Raw genomic sequence first — 17395 nt, 5'->3', positions numbered from 1 at the left:
CTATACCGCCGATCCAGGCTGTCCGCCGCCGATTTGCAGCGCAATTGCCCCCAGGACTTCACGCTGCTGCCCGATCATTTCCTGAATGCCCTTCTCAGCCAACGCCAGCATGGCATCCAGTTCAGTCCGGGAGAAAGGATTCTCCTCCCCGGTCCCTTGAATCTCCACGAATTGCCCCGTTCCTGTCATCACGACGTTCATATCCACCTTCGCCTTGGAATCTTCCTCATAGTTGAGGTCGAGCAGCGTATGGTCGCCAACGATTCCCACACTCACTGAAGCCAGATAATCTGTAATTGGAAAAACAGGCAAAGCGTGCTTCTGGGAAATTTTGTGCATCGCCAGTGCCATCGCGATAAAAGCACCGGTAATTGAAGTTGTCCGCGTGCCGCCATCCGCCTGCAACACATCGCAGTCAATGGTCACCGAGCGCTCTCCGAGCGCATGCAGGTTGACCACAGATCGCAGCGACCGGCCAATCAAGCGCTGAATTTCCATCGTCCGCCCAGTTTGCTTGCCGCGGGCCGATTCACGCTGATTCCGGGTTTGCGTGGCGCGGGGCAACATCGAATATTCAGCCGTTACCCAGCCCTTGCCTTGTCCTTTCATAAACATCGGAACTTTCTCTTCCACGGTAGCGGTACACATGACCTTTGTATCTCCTACCTCGATATAGACGGACCCCTCCGCATATTTATTGATGTTAATGGTCAAATTCATCGGCCTACGTTCATTAGCCTCACGTCCATGACTTCTCATGTATACTGCCCCCTACATTTTCTGGCTGTCCATTTGCTGTTCTTATTCTACCAAAGTGTGGTCATAAAAGCATCTTCTCATTCCGCAAAAAAAGCCCTGCATCCGCAGGGCCAAGTGCGTTAACAAGCACCTTCACAGGCCGAGGCCACGCTCATCAGCTTCAATGTCGAATTGACTCCTCGAACAACTCCGTCCTGGAAAGACGACTTTTTGAACATCCTCTTAAAGCGGAATTTCGTTAATGATCTCTGGACGCATGACAGGCTCACCATAAGCCTGATTATCCATGCCCAGCACTTCCTTGTCACCGTTCAGCCAGATGCGTACCTTGCTGTCGTCTTTATTTTCGGTGACGGTCAGCACTAACGATTGCATCATTTGGGCCGGCAGCTTCTCGCCTGCCTCAAACATGTCATCCATAAGCGATACGGTGATGATACCTTCCTGGGATACCTCAACGCGCTCAAGCTTCGTGTTGTCCGTAACCACACGCTCCAAGCCATCCTTGTTTTGCGGCCCTTTGATCAATTCGCCCAAGGCAGCTTGCACCGGATCACTTCCCGCTGGCACAAAGCGGGTCACTGGCACGAAATACTGGACACCATCCGGCGTAGCTGCTGAGAAATACACGACCACCGGACTGGATAACGACAGATTGGATTCCTTGCCAAGTTCAAGATTGATTCCGATGTGCCGGCTGAGCGGCCGATCCAGCGGTGTGCCGGCAACCGGCATTTCATTGAGCTTCTCCCCATCCACCCAGAGTTGAACCTTCTCCACATCTGGGGCATCGGTCAATGTCCAGGTGAGGGCCTCCAGTATTTTGCGCTCATCCGCCGCTTCGTATCCGGTAAAGGCCTGATTAAATTCCACGATAGCCAGCTTCTCATCTTGCTTTAACGTTACCGCCTTAACCTCGCTGCCTTCCGGAAGAACTCCGGCAAATCCGGAGGGAAGGAGTCCGGCGTATTCGCCATCTTGCACCAGCATGGTCAGCAACCGGTTCAGCTTCAAGGAAGCTTCACCATCTGGCAGGCGCAAGGCCACAGGAGCGAGCTTGCCATGCTCATTCTCCAGATAGACCGTCGACAAGTCCTCCTCCTGGACATAGCTTGTCTGCTGCGCGGCTTGATCCAATCCTTCCAGCATCTGCGCTTCTATATCCGCAGGCGGAGGATCGACGGGGGCGGAGGACTTGCCTCCAAATATGCCGCAGCCGGACAACAGCAGCGGAAGCGATAGCACACTGACCACTGCGGTATTACGCATCTGTCGGTTCCATTTCATCGTCTAATCGTTCCTCCCTAACATTTTTCTATGGTTTGTATTACTATATATACGAGCCCTGTCCCGAAAAATAACTATATTTTCCCGAGAACTGGACAGACTGCTTCATATCTATGCGGACACGACTAAACTAAACGAAGACAAGGGGTAGATGTAATGGGGAAGGAACAACCTAAAGCCAAATTGCCTTATAGCCTGAATAGTAAAAAGGTCGCGGACGCCACTAGAGAGTGGCTGCATAAGCGTGGAGTCACCACCGGGCAAATTGCGGAATTGGTCATGTTTTTGCAACAGAAATATTATCCCAACCTGACGATGGAAGAGTGCGTGCACAACGTCGAGCAAGTGCTTGCCAAACGTGAGGTCCAAAATGCTGTACTGACGGGGATTCAGCTCGACATTATGGCCGAACAAGGACTGCTCATTCCCGAGCTTCAGGATATGATTGCTCATGATGAAGGATTGTATGGCGTAGATGAAATTTTGGCCTTTTCCATCGTGAATGTATATGGCAGTATCGGCTTTACCAACTATGGATACGTGGACAAGCTTAAGCCGGGCATTCTGGAGCAATTGAACGATAAGGAGCTAGGACCGTGCAACACGTTCCTTGATGATATTGTCGGTGCCATTGCCGCCTCTGCCAGCAGCCGCATCGCCCACCGCAAGCAAGCGGAGCGGGAGATAGAACGCGGCGAGGAGACTACGGACAACGACCGTTAGAGAACAGCAGAAGCCTCCAGACCTGTCACTACACAGGTCTGGAGGCTTCTGCTTATTTGAGCTGATAGAGGGTGTTCGTATGCGGACCGCTGCCGGTTGTGTACTCCCTAGCCCGGCCCTGACGGACCAGTTCAACCAGATGAGCCAACGTCTCCGACATGGCAAACCGCATCTGGTGAATGCCAAGCTCCGTACCAAACAGCGCGGCACACATCTCAAAGCCATTATGCAGCTGCTGCCGTAGCAATGACTCTATTCGTTGTAGCCGTTCTTCATGATGCTGCAAAAGCTGGCTGATTCGCTCGGCAAAATAGTCGAACGGATGGCGGTGGCCTGGGTAAGCCCATTCCACCTCATAGGCTCGCAGCTTGACAAGCGAGTCCAGGAAGGAACGAAGCGGCTGCGGGTCGCTCCCCGGCAGAAATCCAATATTCGGAGAAATCTGCGGCAGTATGGCATCGCCGCAAATGAGCCGCTTGTCTGAGGCATCATAGAAAGAAAGATGCCCCGGAGCATGACCCGCGGTTTCGATGGCATGCCAGACTCGTCCACCCATGCTAATAGCTTCACCTTCCTGGATAAAGGTCACCTTGGGAGCAGGTGTGACCTGACTTCGGAACCCATACAGATGGAGCGGCAATTGCTCGCACCACGACTCTGGCATGCCATGTTGCCGGAACCATTCAGGCAAGGCCGCTTCCATCTGGCTGTTCGCCCCCCACATCAGTTCCGCTTCAGCGAATGCACGGGGGGACATCAGCACAGCCGCACCGGTGAGCTCCTGTAGCCAGCCGGCCAGTCCATAGTGGTCAGGATGATGGTGGGTGACTATAATCCGAGTCACTTCGCGGGGCGAAAGGCTATGCTGACTCCAGACCTCCCGCCACTGTTCTTCGGATTCAGGGGTCCGTGGCCCGGGATCAATAATTGTAACTCCCTCATCTCCGCGCAGGATGTAGCTGTTCACACTACGCAGCGGGGGCGCCATCGGGATAGGAACAAGAAGGATGAGTTCCTGTTCCCTGAGCCGAGCTTCGGTCATTTGTGTCATCGTCGCCCTCCGATCAGAATCATTCGCCGCGAATTCTGTGGATGATAGTCTTCATCATCATAATCTCCATGCACCTTCTCCAGTACCAGTCCCGCTTCATTCAGCATCTGCTTGAAATTATCCAGAGAATATAGCTTGATTCGCTCCAGATATTCCCTAGGCTCGCTTTGTTGCTTCTTCTCCCGCCCTGATGTTTCGTTCTCCGTAATGGTAATGTTCTTGAACACATAACCGTCTTCAATACGCCGTCGTTCTATGATTTTCCAGCCATCATCCACACGTTCTGAGTAAGGGACCAGATGAGCCGAGGTATAGTCCGGATTCAAGTAATCGATAATAAATTTTGCCTCTGGCTTCAGCAAGCGGCGTACTTCTTGCAAGACCTTAACTTGCTCCTCATCATGCTTGAAATAACCAAAGGAAGTAAACAAGTTGACCACTGCATCAAATGGGCCGGCCAGGGGAAGCTCGCGCATATCGGCTTGGTACCAATTTACCTTGCCCTCCGGATCGCCAAGCCTTGCTTCGCGCAGAAGCACCTCGGACAGATCCACACCGGTCACTGCATATCCCGCTTCCGTCAAGGCCATGGAATGTCTGCCCATCCCACAGCATAAATCAAGCACTCTTGCCCCCGCAGGCAGTCCCAGCCAACGAATCATTCGCTGAACCTCATGCTTGGCTCCCTGTGCGTCACGGTGCTTGTATACTAGCAAATAGTCTTCACCAAAACTAAGCTCATACCACTTAGGCATCTTACTTCCTCCTAACCCGTCCACACCTGAAAATGTCAGTCTTTCTCTTATTGCTTACATTGTACCTCCTGATCTCCATAATCTCCAATAAACATTGTATGAATTAAGCTAGTAAGTCCATATGTAGATAAAACCGCCGGAGCATGCTCCGGCGGCGTAACCTGATAGGATTGTAGCATATATGTTTATTGTTCGGCTCCGGCTTCAGTTTCATCCGTATCCGTGAACACATTGGTAATTTCCGCTCCGCTGCGTACATCCTGCAGCCAGGTACCTGACAAGCCTGAGACCTGCTGGGCAACGAGCGCTTTGCGTATCTCCTCCTGTTTCTCCTCCAGCGTAGCCGTATGAGCTTCCTTACGGTCCGTCACCTTGATGACTTGATAGCCCTCGGTAGTTTTTACCGGCTCACTGACCTCGTCCTTGGCAAGCTTGAACGAAGCTTCCTCAACCGCTTCCTCCCGTTCTCCTCGGGCAAAGAAATCCGTATCCCCGCCTTGTTCCTTCGTCATGACATCCAGCGACTTGTTCTTGGCCAATTCAGCAAAGTCCGCTCCGCCTTCCAATTCCTTGACGATGTCCTTCGCTTCTTCTTCCGTAGCTACCAGAATGACCGAAGCACGAACCTGTTCAGGTGTATTAAATGACTCCTGATTCTGCTCGAAAATTTGCTTGACCTGGTCGTCCGTCACTTCAACCTGCGGCTCCAGCAGCTTCGTTAATTTCAGTTGCTGTACAATTTCCTCTTCCAGTTGATCCCTGGTCATTCCGAATTGGGTCAACGCCTCATTCAGCTTCTCGTCAGACCCGAATTGCGTACGGTACATTTCCAGTTCCTCTTCAATATCAGCATCGGAAACCGTAATATTCTGCTTGGCAGCCTCTTGATTAATCAGTTCTTCATTGATCAAAGTGTCGAGGGATTGAGGGCCTCCGCTGGCTATCATCGAGTCATAGAGACGATCCTTGGTAATTTCCACCCCGTTAACCGTAGCAACAGCCTCGGCTTTGTTCGTGGCAAATGGTGGCTTGATCAATACAACGATCAGCAGGACTGCTAATACGAGTGATACGATCGGCCACAGCTTGCTGGATTTGGTTGTCTCCGCAGCTTCGGAGGGTGTCTCCGTATTGTGGGCAACCATTACAGGAACTGCTTCGCCCTCTTGAGGGTTGTCCCATAATGGACTCGTTTTAAATACTGGTTCAGTGGGTTCAGCCGCTTCTACCTCTTCTGTTGTGACCTCTTCCTCTGGCGATGTGGCAACCTCTTCCTCCGGTTGTTTCTCTACCTGCCCTTGCTCTTGATCCAACCCGGCATCCCCTTGACTACCTGCGGATTCCTGCTCTTTTTTGTCCTTATCTTCCATAACAACGACGACTCCCTTCTTTTTCTCCATCAATTTGTTGAATGTCTACATGAAATAATTCTCTTTTTCCAACGTACTTTCTTGACTTTACCAGAAATAACATCATCTCACCTTAAATAATTCTAAAAAATACGGGTGGATTTTTAAGATTAATTTAAGGAAAGGGCGATACCTGGCCTATCCGAGAGATTTCATTATTCGTGTTCTTGGCAAAAAAGGTGTAGAATATACTGGTAAATTCAGTTCGGGAGGAACTAACGACCATGGATTATCAAGCTTATTTTGCGAATCACCGTGAAGAACATTTGAAGGAACTTGACGAATTGTTGCGGATTCCTAGCATCTCCGCGCTATCCGAGCATAAGGGCGACATTATACAAGCCGCCGACTGGATGGCCGAAGCCTTGCGCCGTGCGGGAATGGAAGAAGTGGAAGTCCATCCCACGGCCGGACATCCGGTTGTATATGGCGAATATGTCCATGCCCCGGGCAAGCCAACCGTTTTGGTATATGGACACTACGATGTCCAGCCGGTAGACCCGCTGGAGCTGTGGGAGACCCCTCCCTTTGAACCATCCATCCGCAATGGCAAGCTGTATGCCCGCGGGGCCACTGATGATAAGGGTCAAGTGTTTATGCATATCAAGGCGGTTGAAGCCTTGTTGAAGCAAGAGAAGGAATTGCCGTTTAACATCAAATTCTGTATTGAAGGCGAAGAAGAAATCACCAGTCCGAGCCTTCCGGCGTTTCTGGAAGCACACCAAGACAAGCTGGCCGCAGACCTGGTGTTGATCTCGGATACGGCCCTGCTTGCTCCAGGCAAGCCAGCCATCTGTGTCGGTCTGCGTGGCCTGTGCGCACTGGAGGTAGCCGTCTATACCGCAAATACCGATTTGCATTCCGGGACTTTTGGCGGCGGCGTGCCCAATGCTTTGCATGCCCTGGTATCCTTGCTGGGCTCCTTGCATGATGAGCAAGGACGAGTGACGGTGGAAGGCTTCTACGAAGGTGTAGAAGAATTGACGCCGGAGGTACATGAGGAATTTGCCAAGCAGCAATTCGATGAAGAGAAGCTCAAACGCGACCTGGGCTTGGACGCACTGTTCGGCGAAGCTGGCTACAGCTTCGTGGAACGTACTGGTGCACGGCCAACCCTGGAGTTAAACGGCATTTACGGGGGATTCCAGGGCGAAGGCACCAAGACGGTATTGCCTAAGGAAGCTCATGCCAAAATTACGTGCCGCCTTGTTGGCGACCAGGACCCGCAGGCAACCATTGACCGGATCGAGCGTCACCTGAACCAGCATCTGCAAGCTGGAGCCAAGCTGAAGGTGACTGCGACCGAGAAGGCCCGCGCATTTACGAGCAGCCCGGACCATCCATATCTGCAAAAAGCGGCCGATGCTTATGAGTCTGTCTATGGAACACGTGCCTTGTTCACCAAGGATGGCGGTTCGATTCCAATCGTGGAGACTTTGTCCCGCGTGCTGTCGGCTCCGGCTGTCATGATGGGCTTTGGGCTGCCTGACGAGAACCTGCATGCACCTAACGAGCACTTCAACCTGGAGAACTTCGACAAAGGTCTGCTGACCCTGGTTCACTATTTGAAGTCGCTATAAGAAGCACGGTGAAAAAAAGAGGGCGTTCCCCAGTCGTGATTAATGACTGGGGAACGCCCTCTTATGATTTAATATGTGGACGATAGCACCTCGGGTTAAGAACCCCCATGAAGGGGCGAGCCCTCAAAAATACCCTTCAATTTTAAAATCAACGTCCAACTGTGAAAAACTAACATCATGCAGAGATTTTGCTTCACTCATCATGCCAACGCCAAGTCCCTCCAGAAAGGTAGGAGCCTCCTGGCCACCTACAACCTTGGGCGCTATGTACAGCACAAGCTTATCGGCAAGCCCTTGCTCTACAAAGGATGCGTTGACTTGCCCTCCACCTTCAACCAGCAGGGAGGACAGCTCATGCGCACCCAGCACATCCAGCACCTCATCCAGATTAACCTTCGGTGTCGCTGTTCTGAATACCTTGATCCCAAGCTGCTCTAGTCTTGCTTGCTTAGCTTCATCAGGAGAATTCCCTGTGAAAATCCAGGTAGGGGCCTCGCCATCTGTAATAACCCTTGCCCGCTCAGGAATCCGCAGTGAACTGTCCAGGATGACACGAAGTGGGTGACGTCCCCCTGGCAGTCGTGTTGTAAGCTGGGAGTCATCATGAACAATGGTGCCCACGCCCACCAATATCACAGCCGATTCATGACGTAGCCGATGGACATCTTCTCTGGCGGCTTGCGAGGTGATCCACTTACTGCTTGCTTGTCTGGTCGCAATTTTTCCATCTAGAGTCATAGCCGATTTCAAAGTGACAAACGGGCGTTTGGTCACAATATACTTATTAAATACTTCATTCAGCTTAGCTGCTTCCTCTGCTAATACACCCTGAATCACTTCAATTCCTGCCTCTTGCAAAATAGCAATTCCTCTGCCTGCGACAAGCGGATTAGGATCTAACGCCGCGACAACGACCCTGGAAATCCCCGCCTGTACAATGGCTTCAGCACAAGGTCCTGTTCGCCCATGATGGGAGCAAGGCTCTAATGTAACATAAATCGTTGCTCCTTTGGCTGCATCGCCAGCCATGCGTAGGGCATGGACTTCAGCATGGGGTTCCCCTGGCTTCAGATGAGAACCGATTCCAACAATTCTGCCTTCATTGACGATGACAGCACCAACCATTGGATTTGGCGCAGTTTGTCCGCTCATGGCTTTGGCATTTTCCAGCGCCAATCTCATATAGCTCTCATGCGAATTCATGGACTCATGCATATTCATTGAGTATCCCTTCATTTTGAGCAAAATGCCCCGAGCGGTTCACTTTGGTTTGTAAATATTTCACATTGTATTCGGAGATATCTCCCCAAAGGGGTACTCGACCCGATATATTCATCCCCGATGCACGTAATGCCTCCATCTTCCGAGGATTATTAGTAATCAAAGTAACAGGCTTTTGTCTTAAATACTGTAAAATGCTGATAGCATCTGTGTACTGGCGAGCATCATCCGCGAAGCCCAGTACAAGGTTAGCTTCTACGGTATCAAGACCCTCTTCTTGCAAAATATAAGCCATAGATTTGCTGAGCAAGCCAATGCCTCTGCCTTCGTGATTGGCCAGATAAAATATGGCGCCTGTTCCGTGCTCAACAATAAGCTTCATGGATTGATGCAATTGATACCCACAGTCACAACGTTTACTGCCAAAGATATCACCTGTATGACAAATGCTATGCATCCGAATTAGGGCATAGGGATCCTGTTCAAAATCACCATATACGAGCACGCTTGATTGCTGGCCCTCAGCAAGTTGCAGCGACGGCATCAAGGCGATTATTTCTTCCGAAGTATAAGAGGCATATCTCTCTCTTTCTACTTGATCATGAACTGACAGCCAGGTGTACCATTGAAATTCTCTGGTCTCCCCATCCAAATTGACAGGTAGCTTGATCGGACCAACCATAACGCTTGTAGCATCTTCCGAGGTAACGGTATAAATTTTATTTTTAAGCACATTAAGTGCATGTTGATTATCGAATTGTAGCATGTTAACACACCTTCCTTACAATATATATTGATAAATGATTCAGCTTATCCTACATAGAAGTTCTGTTTATAGTTCTGTTCCATCATTAATTGCTCTTGCTGTAATTCCTCTACCGTATGACGACGCACTTGCTCTAACTGTTTGAGGCAGTCTACATTAAGGGACTCCCTCTGCAAGCCCTCCGTCAGGTGATTCGCAAGCCAATCGGCATCACGCAAGGCCTCATTCAATCCGAATGCCCCTGTTGGAGTCATGGTATGTGCAGCATCCCCGATCAGTACAAGCCCATCCTTGGTCCAAGTGTCCACTTGACTGCTGAATATATCGAGCAACACAAAATCATTCCATGATTTGATGTATTGTCTTACCTGGTGCTCCAGATCAGGAAAAGCCTGAATCAGCGTTGTAATAAATGGTTCGAATGATTGCTTACGCAGCTTCGGGTAGGAATCCTGTTCAATGTTCCAGCCGATTTGAATGTATCCTCTTGCCTGCGTGAACAAATGCAATTGCTGATTGTCTACAATAGCAGAGCGAATGATCGGCTTCCAGCCTGACGGAGCAGGTATACGGGCCCACAATAGATCATAACCGTGATTGCGATTCATGGCAGGTATATTCGCATGCCTGCGCACGGTAGAGTATCTACCGTCAGCCCCCACAATCACCCGGCTATGCAGCAGCACCTCGTCACCCTTGCCATCAGTCGCAAAGATTCCATTGTAATAACCATGAGCATCCTGTACCAAATCGCTTACCGTTACTCCTGTATGCAATGTGAAGTTGGAATACTGCTCTGCCTCTTTAATTAACGCATCCAGCAAATCTGCTTGAGGCACATGGATGCCGACATTCCCCTCAGATTTATCAGGAAGCAGCATCTTTACAAGCTTGCCATTGAGCCAGTACTCAATATGTTCCAATGGCAAGCAGGCTCCATCAGCAAGCCGAGACATGACCTCATGCTTCTTCAACACCGCAATACCATCGCTGTTCAGAATCTCTCCGCGAAATGCCCTGCCTAACATCGTTTGCTTCTCTAGCAAGGCAACGGAGACCCCTGACTTGGCCAGTAAAGAAGATAATAGCGCTCCACCAGGCCCTGCACCAATTACACATACATCCACATTCTTGTTCATAGTAGCTGTCCCTCCCGGGCAAACCCAAACTCCATATCAATCAAAATTGCCCAAAGCATGGCTCATAAGCACGCTAATTCATTTTATCCAAATACACACTTCAAATCAGTTAATTACTTTATGTAACTTAGTTTATTTTATATTGTATATTTCGTCAAGTAATTATATAATTTTTATAAAGGATAGCTTTATTTCTATAAAGAGAGGTGAACAAAATGAACACTTCGCCCATGTGTCCCCGGTTTGAAAAAGCAGTTGAACTGCTAAGCAAACGTTGGACTACATTCATTGTATACAAACTGCTCGATGGCCCTAAGCGATTTGTTGAAATTGAGAATTCACTATCTAACTTGAGTGGCAAGATGTTGTCCGAAAGATTGAAGGAGTTAGAAGAGGAAGGGGTAATTCAGCGAGTCGTCTATCCTGAGAAGCCTGTCCGTATTGAATATTCATTGACGACCAGGGGCATCGCGCTCGCCCCTGTTTTTGCCGAAATTCAGGGCTGGGCGACGGAATGGATTGAACTCGATGCCCCACCAAAACCCTGATGCCTATTTTTATATAGTCATCGCACCAATGTAGCTGACTTTTCATACTATGTCTTGACTGTATCCCTTAACCTTGTTAAAACCACAAAACCCGAGCAAGGAGGGGTGACGCATTTTGAAGAGCAGCGATCGTAACAGCAAATTTCTGTTAACTCATCGTGAGCGAGAGGTCTTCGAACTTCTCGTACAGGATAAAACGACGCGCGACATTGCCGGGCAATTGTTTATCAGCGAGAAAACCGTTCGAAATCATATTTCTAATGTGATGCAAAAATTGAACGTCAAAGGTCGTGCACAGGCGGTTGTCGAGCTAATCAAGCTTGGGGAGCTGAAAATCTGACGGGTGCTCCAGCGCTCATACTGGGGAACCGCAAGCCTTCTTTTTCATCCCGTTTAACGGGGGAAAGAGAAGGTTTTTTGTTTTGTCCTAGCATAATAGGGCCAAAGGCGGGCCTAACAAACAAGCGGCTGATGGAATGCACCATTAGCCGCTTGTTTGTAATTGGCATTATACGATGATTTAAGATGAAACGTTACTCCTTTAGCTTATACACGCAGCTTAGCTGCTTGCCGTCCAGCTTATAATCCAGTCCAAGTTCCTGACCATTACGATCCAACTTCATATCAAAAGGGGGCTTGACGGGATTAGTCAGGCTAAGTACCAAGTTATCCCCCACTTTATCGTAAGTTCCAAAGGACATCTGAACGAAGTTGCCTTCCTCTTCCCGAGTAGCGGCGCCTCCGCTCTTCGGAGTAACCCCCCGCTTGAAGTACACCTCGGTATAACACCCTTCCGAGCCTGAAGTCAGCTCCCAGCGTCCCTCGACATCAACATCTCCAGGTGGATTGATAAATACGAGATAGACGCCCAATATGGCAATCAATACAGCCGCTCCAGCAATCCATGCGATCCATTTGCGCTTCATGGATGTCTCCCCTCCTCACATGTTCTCATCTTACATTTTCTCATTATATTAAAGCATTCTGGCCCTTATACAAACCAACTATGGACCTAAAAAAGGCTGAACTCATCTTACTTGAACGCCATCGCAGCATGAACAGCCTTCTTCCAGCCTTGAATAAGCCCTTCACGGGTATCCTCGTCCATCTTGGGCAGGAATTGATGCTCTACCTGCTTGCAGCGCTCGATCTCGTCCAGACTGCCCCAATATCCTACAGCAAGCCCAGCCAGGAACGCGGCCCCCAGTGCTGTCGTCTCGCCAATGGACGGACGCTCTACCGGAATTCCCAAAATATCACTCTGGAACTGCATCAGGAAGTCGTTGGATATTGCACCCCCATCGACTTGCATAGAATCGACCTTATACCCCGAATCCTGCTCCATCGCCTGCAGAACATCCCGGGTTTGATAGGCCAGCGCCTCCAGCGTAGCCCGAATAAAATGCTCCTTCGTCGTGCCCCGGGTCAAGCCGAATACCGCCCCTCGCACCTCGCTGTCCCAATAAGGGCTGCCAAGGCCGACGAAGGCAGGAACCACGTACACTCCTTCGGTGGATGCCACACGGGTAGCATACATCTCGCTATCCCGGGAATCACGGAACAGCCTTAGGCTGTCTCGCAACCACTGGATGGCCGATCCAGAGACAAATATGCTCCCCTCGAGCGCATATTCGACCTGACCATTCAGTCCCCAGGCCAGAGAAGTGATAAGTCCATGGTCCGAAGCGACTGGCTTACTTCCTGTATTCATCAGCATGAAGCAGCCTGTTCCGTAGGTCGTCTTGACCATGCCCTCTCTGAAGCACGCCTGCCCAAACAATGCAGCCTGCTGATCGCCGGCCGCCCCGGCAATAAGGACCTCCTCCCCGAAGAAGTGGTAAGGTATCGTTGTCCCGTACACTTCAGAAGAAGACTTGACCTCAGGCAACATCTCTTTGGGCACATCCAGCAGCTCCAGCAATTCCTCATCCCATGCCAGCTCATGAATGTTGTACATCAGTGTTCGCGACGCATTGGAATAATCTGTGACATGCAAGCGTCCGCCCGAGAGCTTCCAGATCAGCCATGTGTCTACCGTACCGAACAACAACTCCCCGTTTCGGGCGCGTTCCCGCGAGCCTGACACGTGGTCCAGAATCCATTTCACCTTGGTTCCGGAAAAATAAGGGTCCAGCAGCAGCCCGGTCTTGGCACGAAATAAAGTATCATGTCCCGCTGCCTTTAAAGCCTCGCAAACAGGCGCCGTCTGCCTGGATTGCCAAACAATAGCCGGGTAAATCGGATGCCCAGTCTCCTTATCCCAGACTATGGTCGTTTCCCGCTGGTTCGTAATGCCAATCCCTGCAACTTGCTTAGGCTTCACACCAGACTCGGATAGACAGGTGGCAATGACCGAGAGAATTGAACCCCAAATCTCGTTGGGGTTCTGCTCCACCCAGCCTGGCTTCGGGAAATATTGCGGCAGCTCCCGTTGTGCCAAATGCACGATGGTTCCCCTCTGGTCAAACAGAATGGCCCGGGAACTCGTCGTACCTTGATCCAATGCCATAATATATTTTTTCATCATCTATCCCTCATTCCCCGATCCCGTTTTCGAGTATAGCGCTTACAAATAATTACGCTCTACTCTCTTATATAAAGCAAAGAACCGTCAGTTAACCTTGGAAACCCTGAACGGCCCTGAATATGTATCTAGTAACCTAAAGCTTATCTGCATTCGAAAATTTCTCCAAAATGGTAATCATCGCTTCGAGCTCTTGCTCGGTCAATACAGACAGGTGTCGCTTCAGCGCTTCCCGCGACTTCTTCTTCGCTTCCTCCAGCACCTCGGAGCCCCGCTCTGTGACCGATAACAATACAGCCCGCCGATCTTGCTCATCATGCCGCCGATTCACGTAGCCGTTCTGAACCAAACGGTCAATCATAACCGTGATCGCGCTGGGTTTGACCTCGAGCTTATCCGCCAAATAGCTGACATTGCAAACCTTCTTCCTTGCAATCAGTGCCAGCATCTGGAATTGAGGGCCGGTGAGGCCAAGCTCCTGATGATGCAGCAATTCACTTTTCATTTTGCGAAATGAATTGGTCCATGCCACCTCTATCCTTTCAATATATGTATCGAGATCAACCGTCAACGCAATCCTTCCTCTCTCCCGCAGGAATCAGCTTGTTTAAGTTTAGTATGCAAAGTTCAAAAATTCAAGGAAACGTTAGACATTCTTCGGGCAAAATAGGAGAAGCCCCCTTGAAAAGGGGCCCCACATCTATTATGATGAAGGCGAGATATAAAAATAATTTTCATTAATAATCCGTTTCATAAGGAAAATAATTTTCATCGGTTGATTTAGTTTAACGTTTGTATAAGTGCTACTACCTCTATTAGGAGGAATGATTATTTCCACACCTATTTTACATGCGGTGTCCAGCCACCTGGATTCCTTGCCCCCACAGGAACGCAAGCTGGGGGAATATCTCTTGCAGGCGCCCGCCTCCGTCCTTCGTTTGGGGATTACGGAGCTGGCTGGTACTTGTGGCATCAGCCCTTCAACCATTACGCGCTTCTGCAAGACCTTTCATTTCAAAGGATTTCCCGACTTCAAGATGAAGTTGGCCGGAGAATTGGCCCATAAGCCTGGCGACAATCATTATCAGGACATCATCGCGGGCAACGATCTACCAAGAATTGTTGAAGCCATGGAGGCGAATCATCTGGCTTCCATTACCGACACCACGCGCCTGCTGGACATGAGCCAATTAACCCGAGCCGTCGAGGCATTATGCCATGCCCGTCGTATTGATTTATATGGGGTCGCTACCTCTTCAATCGTTGCCCAGGACTTCTCTCAGAAGCTGGTCCGCATCGGCAAGCACTGTACCGCCTTCGCCGATTCACATATGCAGATCACCTCGGCATCTTCGCTCTTCAAGGGGGATGTCGCCCTGGCCATCTCCTATTCAGGGGAAACTCCAGAGACGATTGATGCCCTGCGCTGCGCCAAGGATAGCGGTGCACTAACCTTATCGCTGACTCAATACAGCAATAACCGCTTGGCAACCCTTGCGGATATCTCCTTGTTCTCCTCATCGCTTGAGGAAGGGATGCGCCGTGGCGACATGGCCTCGCGGATCGCTCAACTCCATGTTATTGATATTTTGTTTACCGGCATGGTGAGCCTAGAGTTCCAGGATTATATTCCAAAGCTCGAACAATCGTATCAAAATATTCAAAAATATATCGCCAAACCCAAGGAGGACAAAAGTAATGCTGAACATCATCAAAACAAACAGTGAGCAACAATTTAACGAAACCGGGGCAGGCATCATCGCCAGTCTCCTGCAAACCAACCCCCGGGCGATTCTTGGCCTGGCTACGGGCAGTACCCCGGTGGGTGTCTACGAGAAGCTGATTGAGCTTTATCGTGCAGGTATCGTTAGTTTCAAGCAAGCTAGCAGCTATAATCTCGACGAATATATCGGACTGCCAACAGATCATCCGGAAAGCTATCGCCGCTTCATGGATGAGAAGCTGTTTAACCAGGTCGATATTGACCTTAACAATACTCACGTACCCCTTGGCAACACCGCCGATCCTGAGCAAACAGCAAGAGATTACGCGCGCCTGCTGGATGAAGCTGGGCAAGTCGACTTGCAGTTGCTTGGTGTTGGACATAACGGCCATATCGGCTTCAATGAACCGGGAGAAGAGCTTCAAGGACCTCCGCATGTCGTCAAGCTGGAAGAACAGACACGGGTTGCCAATGCACGCTTCTTCAATTCTATTGATGAAGTTCCGACTCATGCATTGACCATGGGAATCGGGTCCATTCTGAAGGCCAAGCAAATCCTGCTGATGGCCAAGGGTGAGGACAAAGCCGCTATCATCGCCCAAGCCTTGAAGGGACCGATTACAACACAATGTCCGGCTTCGCTGCTGCAGACTCACTCCAACGTTGTAGTCGTTGTGGACCCGGCTGCGGGGAGACTTCTGTAATGGAAGAACGAACTTTTCAGATTATTCATGCCAAGGTCGTGACTCCACAAGGTACCATCAATGATGGCGCCGTTGCGGTCGAGCATGGAGTGATTACCTATGTGGGTTCTACATCCGGTTTATCCGTAAGCGGATTGAACCATGGCGATGCCAAGACGATAGATGCCGCCGGCAGCTACGTGCTGCCAGGCTTCATCGACGTGCATGTGCACGGCGGGATGCTGGAGGATTTCTCCAAGCCAAGCAAGCAAGGATTGGACGCCATCACGCAGCTTCATTGTAGTCAGGGCACCACCTCGATGTTAGCCACAACGATGACACTGCCCAAGGCATCCATCGATACTGTGCTGGATACAGTGCATGAATATATGCAAGATGACATGCCCTACGCCCAATTAGTCGGCGTGCATCTGGAAGGACCATTCATCAGTCCCAAATGGCCGGGGGCGCAAAATCCCGAGCATGTGGTCCCTCCTAATCGGGAATGGGTTGAAGCGTGGGATCGCAAGTATCCAGGTCTGATCAAACAAGTCACCTTTGCTCCTGAACGTGAGGGATCTCATGAGCTAATCGCTTATTTGCGCAAGCAAGGCATTGTAGCGGCAGCGGGACATACCGATGCAACTTACGAGGAGATCATGTCTGCTCATGAAGTGGGTCTGAACCATTCCGTGCATATGTTTAATGCCATGACGCCACTACACCACCGCAAGCCTGGTACTGTTGGAGCTATTCTTAGCACTCCGGGAATCAGTGCGGAGATTATTGCCGACGGCATCCATGTTCATCATGCGGCCATTCGCCTGCTGGCGAGTGTGAAGAACGAGAACAATCTCATTTTGATCACGGACGCCATGTCTGCCGCGGGCCTTGGCAATGGAGACTATATGCTGGGCGATTTGCCCGTTGTGGTTAAGGATAATGTATGTACGCTGAGAGATAGCGAAGGTACCTTGGCAGGTAGCACGCTAACAATGATTCGCGGCTTCCGTCATCTTGTGCATGAAGTCGGATTATCGGTCGAACGCGCTTCCCAAGCAGCCAGCGGCAATCCGGCCAAATTGATTCGTATCGATCACTTGACGGGCTCCGTTGAAACGGGTAAACAAGCAGACCTGTTGCTAGTTGATGGCGATCTGGAGCTGCGCCAAACCTGGGTGAAGGGACGTCTCTTCGCTACAAACGAATAAGCCGTTCATTTATCGC

General features: G+C 50.2%; 18 protein-coding genes. 7 read left to right on the top strand and 11 right to left on the bottom strand.

Features of this window, described 5'->3' with window-relative positions; translation table 11 throughout:
- Window positions 1-759, bottom strand: a complete 759-nt coding sequence (gene rph / locus BN3279_RS05370) for a ribonuclease PH (RefSeq protein WP_059049595.1) — start codon at window positions 757-759, stop codon at window positions 1-3.
- Window positions 760-981: 222 nt separating this feature from the next.
- A complete protein-coding gene (locus tag BN3279_RS05365) occupies window positions 982-2046 on the bottom strand; it encodes a GerMN domain-containing protein (protein WP_059049594.1) in 1065 nt (354 codons plus the stop codon).
- Between the two features lie 156 nt (window positions 2047-2202).
- Here BN3279_RS05365 and BN3279_RS05360 point away from each other — a divergent pair, with 156 nt between their 5' ends.
- Window positions 2203-2769 (top strand): phosphatidylglycerophosphatase A family protein, encoded by a 567-nt coding sequence (locus BN3279_RS05360; RefSeq protein ID WP_059049593.1) that lies wholly within the window; start codon window positions 2203-2205, stop codon window positions 2767-2769.
- Between the two features lie 52 nt (window positions 2770-2821).
- Here BN3279_RS05360 and BN3279_RS05355 read toward each other — a convergent pair whose 3' ends face one another.
- The 3 genes from BN3279_RS05355 to BN3279_RS05345 form a co-directional block, all read right to left on the bottom strand.
- Complete coding sequence (locus BN3279_RS05355; protein WP_059049592.1) at window positions 2822-3820, bottom strand: MBL fold metallo-hydrolase; 999 nt, start codon at window positions 3818-3820, stop codon at window positions 2822-2824.
- The gene (locus BN3279_RS05350) at window positions 3817-4575 is read right to left on the bottom strand and encodes a class I SAM-dependent methyltransferase (RefSeq protein ID WP_059049591.1); all 759 of its coding nucleotides are present in this window, start codon (window positions 4573-4575) and stop codon (window positions 3817-3819) included. The genes BN3279_RS05355 and BN3279_RS05350 overlap by 4 nt, the downstream gene beginning before the upstream one ends.
- Before the next feature lie 185 nt (window positions 4576-4760).
- Window positions 4761-5975 (bottom strand): peptidylprolyl isomerase, encoded by a 1215-nt coding sequence (locus BN3279_RS05345; RefSeq protein WP_232436762.1) that lies wholly within the window; start codon window positions 5973-5975, stop codon window positions 4761-4763.
- 233 nt (window positions 5976-6208) lie between these two features.
- Between BN3279_RS05345 and BN3279_RS05340 the strand changes: the two genes are divergently transcribed.
- Window positions 6209-7564, top strand: a complete 1356-nt coding sequence (locus BN3279_RS05340; protein ID WP_059049590.1) for a dipeptidase — start codon at window positions 6209-6211, stop codon at window positions 7562-7564.
- Between the two features lie 123 nt (window positions 7565-7687).
- Here the strand turns inward: BN3279_RS05340 and ribD are convergent, their stop codons facing one another.
- From ribD to BN3279_RS05325, 3 genes are read right to left on the bottom strand one after another with little or no spacing between them, the layout of a single operon-like run.
- On the bottom strand, window positions 7688-8767 hold the full coding sequence (gene ribD, locus BN3279_RS05335; protein WP_059049698.1) for a bifunctional diaminohydroxyphosphoribosylaminopyrimidine deaminase/5-amino-6-(5-phosphoribosylamino)uracil reductase RibD: 1080 nt from the start codon (window positions 8765-8767) through the stop codon (window positions 7688-7690).
- 4 nt (window positions 8768-8771) lie between these two features.
- Window positions 8772-9551 carry a GTP cyclohydrolase II gene (locus BN3279_RS05330; protein ID WP_059049589.1) on the bottom strand — a complete coding sequence of 260 codons (780 nt, stop codon included), beginning with the start codon at window positions 9549-9551 and terminating at the stop codon, window positions 8772-8774.
- Between the two features lie 44 nt (window positions 9552-9595).
- Window positions 9596-10690 (bottom strand): FAD-dependent monooxygenase, encoded by a 1095-nt coding sequence (locus BN3279_RS05325; protein ID WP_059049588.1) that lies wholly within the window; start codon window positions 10688-10690, stop codon window positions 9596-9598.
- A 215-nt stretch (window positions 10691-10905) separates the two neighbouring features.
- On the opposite strand from BN3279_RS05325, the gene BN3279_RS05320 reads away from it, so the two are divergent.
- Both BN3279_RS05320 and BN3279_RS05315 read left to right on the top strand, forming a co-directional pair.
- Entirely contained in the window at window positions 10906-11238 is a 333-nt protein-coding gene (locus tag BN3279_RS05320; RefSeq protein WP_059049587.1) for a winged helix-turn-helix transcriptional regulator, read from the top strand.
- 115 nt (window positions 11239-11353) lie between these two features.
- Entirely contained in the window at window positions 11354-11578 is a 225-nt protein-coding gene (locus tag BN3279_RS05315; RefSeq protein WP_009225122.1) for a helix-turn-helix domain-containing protein, read from the top strand.
- Window positions 11579-11771: 193 nt separating this feature from the next.
- Here the strand turns inward: BN3279_RS05315 and BN3279_RS05310 are convergent, their stop codons facing one another.
- The 3 genes from BN3279_RS05310 to BN3279_RS05300 form a co-directional block, all read right to left on the bottom strand.
- Window positions 11772-12164 carry a hypothetical protein gene (locus BN3279_RS05310; protein ID WP_059049586.1) on the bottom strand — a complete coding sequence of 131 codons (393 nt, stop codon included), beginning with the start codon at window positions 12162-12164 and terminating at the stop codon, window positions 11772-11774.
- 107 nt (window positions 12165-12271) lie between these two features.
- The gene (gene glpK, locus BN3279_RS05305; RefSeq protein ID WP_059049585.1) at window positions 12272-13762 is read right to left on the bottom strand and encodes a glycerol kinase GlpK; all 1491 of its coding nucleotides are present in this window, start codon (window positions 13760-13762) and stop codon (window positions 12272-12274) included.
- Between the two features lie 136 nt (window positions 13763-13898).
- Complete coding sequence (locus BN3279_RS05300; RefSeq protein WP_232436761.1) at window positions 13899-14267, bottom strand: MarR family winged helix-turn-helix transcriptional regulator; 369 nt, start codon at window positions 14265-14267, stop codon at window positions 13899-13901.
- 319 nt (window positions 14268-14586) lie between these two features.
- On the opposite strand from BN3279_RS05300, the gene BN3279_RS05295 reads away from it, so the two are divergent.
- The 3 genes from BN3279_RS05295 to nagA are packed head-to-tail and all read left to right on the top strand — an operon-like array spanning window position 14587 to window position 17379.
- Entirely contained in the window at window positions 14587-15489 is a 903-nt protein-coding gene (locus BN3279_RS05295) for a MurR/RpiR family transcriptional regulator (RefSeq protein WP_059049583.1), read from the top strand.
- Window positions 15461-16189, top strand: coding sequence for a glucosamine-6-phosphate deaminase (nagB, locus tag BN3279_RS05290; protein ID WP_059049582.1), 729 nt, complete (start codon window positions 15461-15463; stop codon window positions 16187-16189). The genes BN3279_RS05295 and nagB overlap by 29 nt, the downstream gene beginning before the upstream one ends.
- The gene (nagA, locus tag BN3279_RS05285; RefSeq protein WP_059049581.1) at window positions 16189-17379 is read left to right on the top strand and encodes an N-acetylglucosamine-6-phosphate deacetylase; all 1191 of its coding nucleotides are present in this window, start codon (window positions 16189-16191) and stop codon (window positions 17377-17379) included. The genes nagB and nagA overlap by 1 nt, the downstream gene beginning before the upstream one ends.
- Window positions 17380-17395 lie beyond the last annotated feature (16 nt).

The organism is Paenibacillus senegalimassiliensis, from assembly GCF_001486585.1.
Taxonomy (GTDB): Bacteria; Bacillota; Bacilli; order Paenibacillales; family Paenibacillaceae; genus Fontibacillus; species Fontibacillus senegalimassiliensis.
This window is presented reverse-complemented; position numbering and strand designations above follow the sequence as displayed.

What these genes read in the sequence shown, in the direction of transcription:
- rph (WP_059049595.1), bottom strand. Translation starts at nt 759, where the DNA reads ATGAGAAGTCATGGACGTGAGGCTAATGAACGTAGGCCGATGAATTTG.
- BN3279_RS05365 (WP_059049594.1), bottom strand. Translation starts at nt 2,046, where the DNA reads ATGAAATGGAACCGACAGATGCGTAATACCGCAGTGGTCAGTGTGCTA.
- BN3279_RS05360 (WP_059049593.1), top strand. Translation starts at nt 2,203, where the DNA reads ATGGGGAAGGAACAACCTAAAGCCAAATTGCCTTATAGCCTGAATAGT.
- BN3279_RS05355 (WP_059049592.1), bottom strand. Translation starts at nt 3,820, where the DNA reads ATGACACAAATGACCGAAGCTCGGCTCAGGGAACAGGAACTCATCCTT.
- BN3279_RS05350 (WP_059049591.1), bottom strand. Translation starts at nt 4,575, where the DNA reads ATGCCTAAGTGGTATGAGCTTAGTTTTGGTGAAGACTATTTGCTAGTA.
- BN3279_RS05345 (WP_232436762.1), bottom strand. Translation starts at nt 5,975, where the DNA reads ATGGAGAAAAAGAAGGGAGTCGTCGTTGTTATGGAAGATAAGGACAAA.
- BN3279_RS05340 (WP_059049590.1), top strand. Translation starts at nt 6,209, where the DNA reads ATGGATTATCAAGCTTATTTTGCGAATCACCGTGAAGAACATTTGAAG.
- ribD (WP_059049698.1), bottom strand. Translation starts at nt 8,767, where the DNA reads ATGAATTCGCATGAGAGCTATATGAGATTGGCGCTGGAAAATGCCAAA.
- BN3279_RS05330 (WP_059049589.1), bottom strand. Translation starts at nt 9,551, where the DNA reads ATGCTACAATTCGATAATCAACATGCACTTAATGTGCTTAAAAATAAA.
- BN3279_RS05325 (WP_059049588.1), bottom strand. Translation starts at nt 10,690, where the DNA reads ATGAACAAGAATGTGGATGTATGTGTAATTGGTGCAGGGCCTGGTGGA.
- BN3279_RS05320 (WP_059049587.1), top strand. Translation starts at nt 10,906, where the DNA reads ATGAACACTTCGCCCATGTGTCCCCGGTTTGAAAAAGCAGTTGAACTG.
- BN3279_RS05310 (WP_059049586.1), bottom strand. Translation starts at nt 12,164, where the DNA reads ATGAAGCGCAAATGGATCGCATGGATTGCTGGAGCGGCTGTATTGATT.
- glpK (WP_059049585.1), bottom strand. Translation starts at nt 13,762, where the DNA reads ATGAAAAAATATATTATGGCATTGGATCAAGGTACGACGAGTTCCCGG.
- BN3279_RS05300 (WP_232436761.1), bottom strand. Translation starts at nt 14,267, where the DNA reads ATGAAAAGTGAATTGCTGCATCATCAGGAGCTTGGCCTCACCGGCCCT.
- BN3279_RS05295 (WP_059049583.1), top strand. Translation starts at nt 14,587, where the DNA reads ATGATTATTTCCACACCTATTTTACATGCGGTGTCCAGCCACCTGGAT.
- nagB (WP_059049582.1), top strand. Translation starts at nt 15,461, where the DNA reads ATGCTGAACATCATCAAAACAAACAGTGAGCAACAATTTAACGAAACC.
- nagA (WP_059049581.1), top strand. Translation starts at nt 16,189, where the DNA reads ATGGAAGAACGAACTTTTCAGATTATTCATGCCAAGGTCGTGACTCCA.